This is a genomic window from Chloracidobacterium sp. (assembly GCA_015075585.1).
Taxonomy (GTDB): domain Bacteria; phylum Acidobacteriota; class Blastocatellia; order Pyrinomonadales; family Pyrinomonadaceae; genus OLB17.
Genome location: JABTUB010000001.1, coordinates 1,428,800 through 1,439,559, shown reverse-complemented (window position 1 = coordinate 1,439,559; position 10,760 = coordinate 1,428,800). Strand labels below are relative to the sequence as shown.

Here is a 10,760-nt window from a genome sequence, read left to right as displayed (position 1 = left end):
ATGCGGCATCTTGCAAATTTCGGTGCTGAACGTAGCGATAAATCGCGGTTTTGCTGTTATACTATTCCGGAATTTGCAACTTTGCATATTATTCTGTCGTAAGGCGTTTGGCAGGAAAGTTGTACCAACATCTGTATTCAGGAGCAAGTTAAAGAGATGGGATTGTGGCAGAGAATAACAAGGGTCTTCCGAGCAAGCACCGGTGCGGCTCTCGATAAGATCGAAAATCCGGAACTGGTACTCCAGCAGACGATCCGCGATATGCGCGATCGTGTCCCCGAGCTTAACAACGCGGTAGCGCAAGTGATGGCGACGGAACGCCTTCTCACAAAGCAGAAGGAGAACCTCGCCGCGCAGAAGGTCGAGCTTGACTCAAAGATCAAGGCGGCGGTAAAAATGGGGCGTGACGACATCGCGACCGCATATATCGGGCAGCTTCAGCAGGTCGGGCACGATCTTGCACGGACCGAGATACAAACCGAAAATGCTGCGACCGCTTCGCAGCAGGCACTGAAGGCACGCGACAATTACGTGCTGAATATGAAGAAGCGCACGGCTGAGGCGATGCAGCTTATCAGCGCGGCCAAGCAGGCGAAGCTTCAAGAGCAGCTTGCACAGACGATGGAAGCCTTTAACATCGGCGATGATGCATCGACATTCAACGAGATGCGCGAAAAGATCGACCGGCGCGTCGCGGCAGCCGAAGCGAAACTCCAACTCGGTGCAAGCTCGGTCGATAACCAGATGGCGGATATCGAACGCGAGGCTATGGACATCCAACTTCAAGATAAGCTGCTGGAGTACAAGCAGCAAATGGGGATGCTTGGCACAGGCACTTCGGAGGCGAAACAGATAGAGGCCGGCGGCGATGCGGCGGATGCCGAGGTCCACGACGTTCCGGCCGCGGATGAAAGCGGGCAGGCAAATTCCGGATCGTAAGCGGGCCGCTGCCTAAGCACGTATGGCTGATATACAAAAGTACGGTCAGAGCATAGAACGTTTTAACAAAAGCTATGCGAAAGAAGCTGCGACGGAACTGTTCAATCTCTGGGGCCTCGCGGGCTTTTTTGTTGCTGCAGGATTGACGTGGAGCGTCATTCCGCTGCTGATCGGCCTTGTTTGCGAGGCTGTCTATCTTGTGGTCGTGCCGAATCTTCCTTCATACCGGCGTTATGTGCTGAAACGCCATCAGGACAGGCTTCTTGCCGCGCACAACGCCGACCGCGAAAGGCTGATCTCGACATTCAGCGAGCGCGAGCGCCAATCGGTCGAGTACCTTCGCTGGCTGAAGTCGCGAATTCAGGAGAATTACAAGAAGTTCACGGGTGCGGCGACACTGCCGTCCAATCTGCAGGCACTTGACCAGCGTTGGGAGGATTTTGTCGATCTTCTCGACGTTTACCGCCGCCGCAAACAGCATCTCAAATCGATAAACCGGCAATCGGTGCACAATCAGCTTTCACAGGCTTTTCGTGCGATGGAAGCCGCGACCGACGAGAAGACAAAACGCATTCAGCAGACGAATGTCGAGATATTGAAGCGACGAATCGCCTCCTTTGACGAGATCGAACGCAGCGTAAAGCTGGTCGAAGGCCAGCTTCAATCGATCGAGAACTTCTTCAACTACCTCAATGACGAGATCGTTACCATTACGACGCCCGAAAAGTTCAGCCTGCCCGACTTTGAACAGCTTTCGGACTCGATCGCCATGACAAAGCAAATGCTTGACGCGACCGCCGAAGAGTTCGGGGCACTTGACACCTACAACCGGCAGGTCGGCAATCTTGAACTTCTCCCCGGAGCAAAGAGCTGAACCTTGCTCACTCGTCCTGCTTGTTCTAAAATATTTGGTTTCACGCATCTCTGATCTTTTCACAGGGCGTGCAATTTAATTTTTTATGAAAAAAGTCGGAATTTTAGCGGGGCGTGAGGTTACATTCCCTGAATCTATTATCAAAAGCATAAATGAAAAAGGCGGCGGCGAGGTTACCGCCGAGATGATCACCGTGGGCGGCGTCAGGCTCGACGAGCCGAAGCGCTACGACGTGATCATCGACCGCATATCGCACGAAGTGCCGTATTACCGGGCGATGCTAAAGCGTATGGCCCTCGAAGGAACCTATATCATCAATAACCCTTTCTGGTGGTCGGCAGATGATAAGTTCTTCAATTTTTCGCTCGCCGCAAAGGTCGGCGTTGCCATTCCGAAGACGGTACTCCTGCCGCAGCACAGCTACATAAAAGACATCACGTCAGAATCGCTCCGGAACCTTGAATTCCCTATCAAGTGGCAGGAGATCGTCGATTATGTCGGCTTTCCGGCGTTCCTCAAACCCCACGACGGCGGCGGCTGGAAGAATGTTTCAAAGATCTCGTCGCTCGAACAGCTTTTCGAAGAGTTCAACGACTCGGGCACGCTCTGTATGACTCTGCAGGAAGGCATCGAATACGATCAGTTCGTCCGCTGCTACTGCGTCGGCAAGGAAAAGGTGCTGATAATGCCGTACGATCCGTCAAAGCCCTACCTATCCGGCGAGCAGTACCACAATACTGACGATTATCTGTCGCCGGAGCTGCACGCCCGCGTCGAAAATGACGTCAAGACGATCTGCCGTGTACTCGGTTATGACCTCAACACGGTCGAATTCGCGATCAAGGACGGCATTCCTTACGCGATCGACTTTATGAATCCCGCACCCGACGCCGAGCTTGCCTCGGTCGGAGAATTCAATCATCGTTGGATCGTCGATAATATGACCGATCTCATCCTCAAGAAGCTCAAAGAAGGCTGGGACATGCCCGAATACCGCTGGTCTGCAATGCTAAACCCGCCGGAACATTCGGCTGCCGCGGAATAGTAAAAGCGGCCGCGGCAGTTTTGCTTGAGATATTTGACAAAAGGACGTGAGAACGTCCTTTTTTCTTTGTGCGCCGGCTGTCGTATCTGAGATCTTGCGACAATTTGTCCTGCGGACTTGAATGGCATCGGCGTTTTTCGGCTCTCTAACTCCGCCGGGCCGTATTTACGCTCCGCTGAAGCACTTTGTCACTCGGTTGAAGCGTATTTTCACTCGGTTGAATGGAATATTCACTCGGTTGAAGCGAATTTTCACTCGGTTGAATGGAATTTTCACTCGGTTGAAGCGAATATCCATTCGGTTGAATGGAATATTCACTCGGTTGAATGGAATTTTCACTCGGTTGAATGGAATTTTCACTCGGTTGAATGGAATTTTCACTCGGTTGAATGGAATTTTCACTCGGTTGAAGCCAATATTCACTCGGTTGAGCGGAACTTTTCCTTTGTTCCGTGATTCTCTAACCGATTTTTACAGACGTCAAGGAAGGTTTTCGGCTATTCATCGGCGACAGCGATGTCGTACGGGATGCGATCCGTAAAAAACTTTGCGGCGACCGAAGCTATTGACCAGACGGCAAGCGATACTATCGCTGCGGCCCAGCCGATATCCGTCAATAATTTGTCATCACCGATGACGCCGATCATCAGCGGGATCATCGCGAAAGAAGCTATTCGCAAACACGTCCGCCGTGCGTTGGTGATCGAGCCCAGCAGATTGACTCTGCCTACCTCTAACTCGAGATACTCCTCATCGTTGCTCAAGTTGCGGAAATATTCCGATTCTTTACGCGCGTAACGCCTCAACGCCGCCGTCTTTGCCGCTGAATACGCGGCTGCGAACTCGTTAACGACGTGCGCAAGCTTGCCGTCGTGCAGTGCAAGCTCGGCACGGCCATGCCTCGCCTTGAATGCCTTGCCCGAATCGAGCGTTTTGACGAATACCGCTGCGGAACGCCGCCATTCACCGACGAGGAAATACATCTCGCCAAGCCGCGTCAGCAGGTCAGCATCGTTCGAGGCCCTGTTCTCGGCAAGTCTTAACGCCGCGATCGAACGCCTTTGCAGCCGCTTGTCGCGTTTGATCGCCGCGATTACGTTCAGACAGCGTCCGAGATCGAAGATCACCGATGCATTCTTCGGTTCGATGAACAGAGCACGCCTGAATGCTTCGTGCGCCTGATAGAAACAGCCCGCGACCTTGAGTTCGTTGCCTAAACGATGCAGGTACGCGACGCGTTCGCCGGCTTCGAGGCCGTCGTCGATCGCCTTTCCGGACCGCCACCGCTTTTGCTTAAATGCTTCATCAAATCGTGCTTTCAGGAAATCGGTCCGCGGTATCCGCGCGAACGAGGCTTTCATTGCCACTTCCTTCGGGTCGGCGAGATAGTCGCGAAGCTCGGCCGAACGCAGGTCGAGCACATCATCCGATACGCTCGACAGTATCGCGCCCATCAATTCACGGTATTGCCCCGAGCCGGACGCCACGACGATCGCAATGCCGCGGCCTCGTATCGCGGTGCGATAACGCATACGTATCTTGCTGCCATTGCGCGCCGATCGCAGCGAGGACGTAGTGATCTGCTCGATGTCTTTGAGCTTGAGGCTGCGGCGCTTGCCAATCAGCGTGCGTGCGAACCGATGCAAAAGCCCTGTTCGCGTGATGCGCCGCCCGTCGAACACCACCTTGTCGAATAACGCCAAGGCCGGCACGATCATCCATGCAAATGTGAGCATCACATAGGCCCAAACGTCGAACTCAAGATACAAAAGGAACGCCGCAATGAAACTTCCGATAAAGAATGCAGAAATGTACTCGTTCGCAGGCGTGCGTACCGAAAGGCGAAGGCCGCCGCTGGTGATCTCAGCAGGCGGCCGTTCGTTGTTGATACTATGTGAAAGTGCGGTTTCGTCCACCATTCCTCTCTTAACCGCCGAACGGCGAGGGCGGCGCAGGCTCCTGTATCTCTTTAGCACGCTCAGGATCGAGTTCCGTGATCTTTTTCTTAGCGTCGCCGGCAATTTGTGTCATCGGGATCGGCTTGCCGTCGGCATCCTTTGCCTCGCTCGCCGCCTTCGCGATATTGAAGTAAATGTCAGCGGCTTCCTTCGTCTTGCCTTGCTTCTCATAGACCTTCGCGATCTCGAAATTGATCGATTCCTTGGCAAGGATCGGGTCGCTCATTTCCAAAAGCTGCTGATAAAGTGCGACCGCTTCGTCATACTTGCCGTCCTCAGCACGCGTTTGCGCCAATGCGAATTTCGCGAGCTTTCCGTTGTCAGACGACGAATTTGCAATATTTTCCAGTTCCGCAATTGCCGCGGGCCTGTCAACCGCAAGGCGATTCACTGCGATGAAGTAGAGAGCTTTATCGCGGATCGCTCCGCCGAATTTGTCCGCAACCGCCTGAAATGCGGCGATCGCGGCCTCAGCGCGGTCCTTCTCGGTCTTAAATGTCTTTTCCGTAGCTGTCGGCGGCTGCGGTTGATCCGTCACCCGCGAGCTTGCGATGTCGATCGCCTTGCCCAACGCAGCTTGTGCCTCGCCGCTTGTGCGATTGCTCCATCTGAACGCAAAGAACGCGATCAGCGCGACCAATACCAAAGCGCCGAGAATATAAAGGGCCATGCGGCCTTTCCCTTCGAACTGTTTGCCGACCTCTTCCAGCCTCGCGCTGAACTTCTCTTGGAAAGGATCTTTGTAATTCGCCGCTTTCTTCTCGGTCGGCGGAGCCTCTAACTGGTCAAACCTCTTGCGTTTTCGTGCCATGATGAAAAAAAATGCAATCTCGCCGATACCGATCCGTTCTATAATTAACGACACCGGGGTCGTGCCAAAAGTGCTAATTTAGCGTAAAACGGCGTTAAGAGCAAACAAGGACGGCAAAACGACCGACTTCCGGTATTGAAACGACACCGATATTTATTGGGAACCTTTTCGCAAACTTGGTGTCTAAGTAAACAGCGGCGATGACGGCCGGCCGCACTCGGCCGTCGAAGGCGAAAAATGATCTTTGGCAGCTCGCTCACATGTGACGACGAAAGCCTGGGTCAAACCGTATCTTCGGTGCCCGTTGCAGCCGCTTGTGTGAACGCCGAAGAGGCGTTCGTTGAAAAGTTGAGATCGCGTGATGCGGCGGCCTTTGACGAACTCGTAACACGTTATTCCAATGACATTTACGCGGTTCTCGTACGCCTGATATCCGATCGCGATGAGGCTGCCGACCTTACGCAGGAGACGTTCTTAAAGGCCTTGCGTTCGATCGGCTCGTTTCGCGGCGATTGCTCGCTTCGGACATGGCTTTACCGCATTGCGGTTAATGAATCACGCAACCGGCACCGCTGGTGGAAGCGCCGGCGGCGTGACAGCACACTTTCGCTGAACACGGTCTTTCCGGATGGCGAAACCGAGTACTGGGAGACACTCTCGGACAACTCAATCTCGCCCGAAGAAGAGGTTTTAAGACGCGAAAGGGCCGAGCGGCTTAACGGTGCATTGAATAAGCTGAAACCTGTGTTCCGCGAAGCCATCACCCTTTGTGATATCGAGGGCCTCAGCTACGAGGAATGTGCAGCGACGCTCGAGTGCAGCATCGGAACCGTCAGATCGAGGCTTTCACGAGGCCGTGAAGAGCTGCGAAAGCAGCTCAAAGATATTTGATAACTGATATGAATGGCAGACTCGCCCCGGTTTATCTTTGAGATAGAACAGATCGGTGCCAAACGATAGATCAAAGAGAGCTGACATCGAGTACATACCCGCGTGGACGGCGAACGGCCGCTTCGAATTGACCGGCAACACAGGCACAAGAACGGCCGCCAACCGGGCGCTCGGATCCGTGCAAAGGTGTTATCGCTTCTCACAGTTCAATGGTGAGAACCGGGGCCAGCCTGCCATTCATATCAGTCGGTGATCTTGAACAATGAATTGTAAACAAGTTGAGAACGAGATCGTTTTATGCACCGATTCCGGAGTTCATTCAGACGCGCTCGAATCCCATCTCACCACGTGTCCGCTCTGCCGTGACGCCGTCGATGCGTACCGTTCGATCGGCCGCGAACTTCGTGTCTCACGCCGCTATACTCTGCCCGTTGCGGCCGAAAGGTCCATCCGCGAGGCACTTGCGCAAGAAATAACCGGCCCGCGCCGCCGCTCTTCATGGCTGAGCACAGCGGCGGCAGAATGGCTGCAAATGCGGCTGATGCCGGCTGCGATCGGCACGCTTGCATCGCTCACGTTCGGTCTTGGGGTGCTTGGATTCCTGTTCTCCGGTGCAGCGAGTAATGATCCGGTGGCCGCCGAAAAGTATCCCGGACGGACAAGCGTGCTTCTCGCCGGCGGAACATCATCAACATATAACGACTCAGCGATCTTTCCGGCTGACTATGCACGAGGGCGCCTCGCCGTTGCGGCGGATTCGCCAAGCGTTAATCCGCAAGGCTCACTTATTAAGCTGACAGGTTCGATGCGGCCGACAAAAACACAGGACGGCCTTGTTATCGTGGCAGATGTTATGGAGGACGGCTTGGCGAAGATCCGTGAGGTCGTAACGCCGATCAAGGACAGCCGGACGATGAACGAGCTTCAGCGGGCTATGGATACAAGCATCGGCGACGCTCCGTTCGTTCCTGCTTCGATGGACAACCGCTCAGATCGGGTTCGCGTGGTGCTTCGATTTCAGCGTGTCGATGTTGATACGCGTTCGGCGGCGCGGCGCTGAGCTACTTATCTATCTCAGCCCGCAGCTTTGCCGCCAAAGCAGCATCGGTCGCGAGCAGACGGTTGTACTGCTCATTCGCGGACGCCTTATCGCCCTTTAACAAATAGATATAACCGAGGTTGAATCGTGCCCTCGAAAAGTTCGGATTCAACTCGATACACTTCAAATACGCATCGATCGCTCGTTCACGCTGGCCGTTCGAGTAATACGCGTTGCCCAGAATGTAAAAGCCATCCGGATAGTCCGGATTCGCCTTTGTGAACGCAACCATGCCGGTAACAGCCTTAGCGTAGTTGCCGGTAGCCTCTCGTTTGCGGCCAAGCATATCGTTCGCCCGCCCCAGATAGAAATAAGTCTCTCCATCGCCGGGATTAAGCCGCAATGCACTGTTGCACGCTACAACGGCCTCCGGATACTGCTTTGTATCGTTCAATGCGCGGCAAAGATTCGTAAAACCCATGTACTCGTTCGGCAGCAGTATCGTCGCCGCTTTTGCCGCATCGCGAGCGTCTGTCGGCCTGTCCGCAAGGCTGTAATACCAGCTGATATCAGTGTAGAGGCGTCCGTCACGCGGAAAAACGACCATGCCCTTCTTTATCGTGTCAATAGCTTCGGTGAGCTTGTTCTGCTTTTGCAGCAATGCGGCCAATCGAACATAAACTTGATAAAGTTCCTTCTTTGCGGCAAGTGCCCGGCGGTACGACTCGACAGCGTTCGCAACCTTATTCATGCGGTCTTCGGCATCGCCCAAAAGGTAATAAGCATCGCCCATATAACGCGTACCCAACCGTATCGACTCGGCGGCCGCATTTGCCTGTCCGCCGAGATCGCCCATGCGCGAATGTGTAAGAGCGATCGAGTAATAAAGGTCGCCATCCTTCGGCGTTACTGCCAACGCCTTTTGATAACCATCGAGGGCCTCGGCATAATTCGCTGACTGAAAGGCAACATCGCCGAGGCCGTGCAGAAGTATAGAGTTCGTCGGATCTATCTCAAGTCCCTTTTTGATGTCGTCGAGAGCCTTATCATACTTCTTTTGATCCACATATAGGTACCAACGGCTCTGATACACCTGAATAATGGGCTTGTAGCCTTGCGAAAGAGCAAGTTGGAACTCCTGCTCCGCTTCATCCAGCCGTTTAAGGTTATGCAATGCGTTCGCCCGCCAGAAATGCGGCACGGGGTCGCTCGGAATGATCTTGATCGCCTGCTCGTACAGGTCTGCCGCACTTGCGAAGTCGCGCGCGTAGAATGCCTTGTCTGCTTGGTCAATATACTGCCTTGCCTGCCGTTGTTCCTGCTTCGTTTGCCCAAAAGCATACGGAACCGCAGCGAATAACAAGAGTGCGAAAACTGCAACAGAACGCGATCTGAAAAATCTAGTCATTGAAAACCTCTCAAGCTCATTGAAGAATGATCGTTCGATCGTCAGAAGACTTTGGCTTTGTAGGCTGCTTCGGCGTTGTCTGCTTCGGAGCCTTTGGTGCCGTATCCTTTGGCGGTGCCGTTTGCGGCCTTGTATCCTTTGCAGCAGGGCCCGGAGTCTCCGTCGCATTCGGCTGGGAGGTCATACCGGTATTCGAGTTAGTATCAACTGTCGCCGAAGGCTCTGCTGAAGGCGAAGGCTCGGGCGTTGGCGTAGGGGTCGCCATCGGCGTCTCGGTCGGCGAGACTGACGGCAAAGGCGTGGGCGACGCGGTATTGGCGGCAGGAGCCGCGAGGTAATTCTCGTACGCGTACCAGCCTCCGGCAAGCACGCCCAGTAACAGCAAAAACAGAACGGCAAGGCCGCCTAAGATCAAACCCGCCTTCGAACCTTTTTTCTCTTTTTTTACCGCCTTTGCAGCGGGTGCCCGCGTTGGTGTCGGCGTTGCGGCAGGCTCCGCTGCGGTCGCAGTTTTCACAGGTTCCTGCTCGGTCTCGATCGTCTGTACCGGAACCGGAATATCAGCCTTGTCCACTTCTACGGCCGCCTCCGTAAAGAATGCCGGCGTTTGCGGCACTTGAGACACAAGCGGCGGTGGAGACGACGGCGCATCTGACGAAGCGACCGAGGGCGGAGCGGCATGCTCAGGACCCCGGCTTATGTCGGGAACGAATGAGGGTACCGAAAATGCTTCGGTCTTCACATCCGCCTGTTTCGGCGTTTCTTGAACAAAGTTGCTCATTTGGACCGTCGCATCAAGGTCTGAAACCTCGCTATGCTCGGTCGGCAGCTTTGTCGCCATCTCGGACGCAGGCAGCGGAGCGGTCGGATCCTTGACCGGCGGTTCCGTTCGATCGATGTCGTTCGTGCTGAAGACCTGTGTCGCCGCAGACATCTGCCCCTGCATTTGAGCGTGTGCGGTCCGCAGTGCACGCTGCATTTCTTGCGCGGAGCCGAAACGCTTTTCGCGTGACAGTTCAAGCCCCTTTAGAATAACGTTGGAAACCGCAGGCGACACTTCCGGATTGGCTTCCGACAAGGGCAATATCGGATCTGCCGAACCACCCAAAAGAGCGTCAGCCCGCGTCAAGGCATCGGGAGGGATTGTATTCGACATCAACTGATACAGCGTCGCGCAAAGCGAATAGATATCGCTTCGGGCATCCGTTCCCGTACCTCGTATCTGCTCCATCGACGCAAAATGCGGGGTATAACCGACAACGCTGCCCGAGGTTCCCGGCGTCGAAGCCATCGTCTTACCGCTCGATTCCTTCGATAAGCCGAAATCCAGCAGCACGATGTGATTTTCATCAGTAAGCTTAAGGTTCTGCGGCTTGATATCGCGATGAATTATGGGCGGTTCGTGCGAATGCAAATAAGAGAGGGCATCGAGCAGCTGATCCGCCCAGAAAATGACCCAACTTACCGGAAATGGTTTCCCTGCCGCTTCAAGGCGTGCAGATAGGTCATCACCCGCGATGTGCTCCATAACAAGATATTGGTCGCCGTTATCCGAGAAATGGTCGCTCACCTTCGGCAATACGGGGTGGCGGAGGCGTGCGAGTATCCTTGCCTCGCGCTCGAAGGCGCCGCCCAACGTCCCGTCATCAGCAAAATACGTCCGCTTCAGCGCAACTGCACTGCCGAGCCGCTGGTCAACGGCAAGATAAACCTCGCCCATTCCGCCTTTTCCGATCAAATGAACCACCAAATAGCGGTCCTGGATCATTGTATTTGCTGTCAACGGTTTCATCAT

9 protein-coding genes are annotated in these 10,760 nt (G+C 54.4%); 5 read left to right on the top strand and 4 right to left on the bottom strand.

All coding sequences use genetic code 11. The features are described 5' to 3' along the window. Nucleotides 1–156 precede the first annotated feature (156 nt). The 3 genes from HS105_06605 to HS105_06595 all read left to right on the top strand — a co-directional run bounded on the left by HS105_06605 (nucleotide 157) and on the right by HS105_06595 (nucleotide 2,858). Complete coding sequence (locus tag HS105_06605) at nucleotides 157–939, top strand: PspA/IM30 family protein (protein ID MBE7516261.1); 783 nt, start codon at nucleotides 157–159, stop codon at nucleotides 937–939. A gap of 22 nt (nucleotides 940–961) precedes the next feature. Further along, complete coding sequence (locus HS105_06600; protein ID MBE7516260.1) at nucleotides 962–1,813, top strand: hypothetical protein; 852 nt, start codon at nucleotides 962–964, stop codon at nucleotides 1,811–1,813. Nucleotides 1,814–1,898: 85 nt separating this feature from the next. Next, complete coding sequence (locus HS105_06595) at nucleotides 1,899–2,858, top strand: hypothetical protein (protein MBE7516259.1); 960 nt, start codon at nucleotides 1,899–1,901, stop codon at nucleotides 2,856–2,858. A gap of 497 nt (nucleotides 2,859–3,355) precedes the next feature. On the opposite strand, the gene HS105_06590 is transcribed toward HS105_06595, so the two are convergent. Together HS105_06590 and HS105_06585 are read right to left on the bottom strand one after the other, a co-directional pair. Next, entirely contained in the window at nucleotides 3,356–4,777 is a 1,422-nt protein-coding gene (locus HS105_06590) for a hypothetical protein (protein MBE7516258.1), read from the bottom strand. Nucleotides 4,778–4,784: 7 nt separating this feature from the next. Continuing rightward, nucleotides 4,785–5,627: a tetratricopeptide repeat protein gene (locus HS105_06585; protein MBE7516257.1), complete on the bottom strand. Its 843-nt coding sequence runs from the start codon at nucleotides 5,625–5,627 to the stop codon at nucleotides 4,785–4,787. A 237-nt stretch (nucleotides 5,628–5,864) separates the two neighbouring features. Here HS105_06585 and HS105_06580 point away from each other — a divergent pair, with 237 nt between their 5' ends. Together HS105_06580 and HS105_06575 are read left to right on the top strand one after the other, a co-directional pair. Next, nucleotides 5,865–6,518, top strand: a complete 654-nt coding sequence (locus HS105_06580) for a sigma-70 family RNA polymerase sigma factor (protein MBE7516256.1) — start codon at nucleotides 5,865–5,867, stop codon at nucleotides 6,516–6,518. Between the two features lie 262 nt (nucleotides 6,519–6,780). Then, nucleotides 6,781–7,578 (top strand): hypothetical protein, encoded by a 798-nt coding sequence (locus HS105_06575; GenBank protein MBE7516255.1) that lies wholly within the window; start codon nucleotides 6,781–6,783, stop codon nucleotides 7,576–7,578. A 1-nt stretch (nucleotide 7,579) separates the two neighbouring features. Here HS105_06575 and HS105_06570 read toward each other — a convergent pair whose 3' ends face one another. After that, nucleotides 7,580–8,965: a tetratricopeptide repeat protein gene (locus tag HS105_06570; GenBank protein MBE7516254.1), complete on the bottom strand. Its 1,386-nt coding sequence runs from the start codon at nucleotides 8,963–8,965 to the stop codon at nucleotides 7,580–7,582. A 16-nt stretch (nucleotides 8,966–8,981) separates the two neighbouring features. Beyond that, the gene (locus HS105_06565) at nucleotides 8,982–10,757 is read right to left on the bottom strand and encodes a protein kinase (GenBank protein MBE7516253.1); all 1,776 of its coding nucleotides are present in this window, start codon (nucleotides 10,755–10,757) and stop codon (nucleotides 8,982–8,984) included. Nucleotides 10,758–10,760 lie beyond the last annotated feature (3 nt).

Excerpts from the sequence above, each read along its gene's own strand:
- HS105_06605 (MBE7516261.1), top strand. The coding sequence starts at position 157 with ATGGGATTGTGGCAGAGAATAACAAGGGTCTTCCGAGCAAGCACCGGT.
- HS105_06600 (MBE7516260.1), top strand. The coding sequence starts at position 962 with ATGGCTGATATACAAAAGTACGGTCAGAGCATAGAACGTTTTAACAAA.
- HS105_06595 (MBE7516259.1), top strand. The coding sequence starts at position 1,899 with ATGAAAAAAGTCGGAATTTTAGCGGGGCGTGAGGTTACATTCCCTGAA.
- HS105_06590 (MBE7516258.1), bottom strand. The coding sequence starts at position 4,777 with ATGGTGGACGAAACCGCACTTTCACATAGTATCAACAACGAACGGCCG.
- HS105_06585 (MBE7516257.1), bottom strand. The coding sequence starts at position 5,627 with ATGGCACGAAAACGCAAGAGGTTTGACCAGTTAGAGGCTCCGCCGACC.
- HS105_06580 (MBE7516256.1), top strand. The coding sequence starts at position 5,865 with ATGATCTTTGGCAGCTCGCTCACATGTGACGACGAAAGCCTGGGTCAA.
- HS105_06575 (MBE7516255.1), top strand. The coding sequence starts at position 6,781 with ATGAATTGTAAACAAGTTGAGAACGAGATCGTTTTATGCACCGATTCC.
- HS105_06570 (MBE7516254.1), bottom strand. The coding sequence starts at position 8,965 with ATGACTAGATTTTTCAGATCGCGTTCTGTTGCAGTTTTCGCACTCTTG.
- HS105_06565 (MBE7516253.1), bottom strand. The coding sequence starts at position 10,757 with ATGAAACCGTTGACAGCAAATACAATGATCCAGGACCGCTATTTGGTG.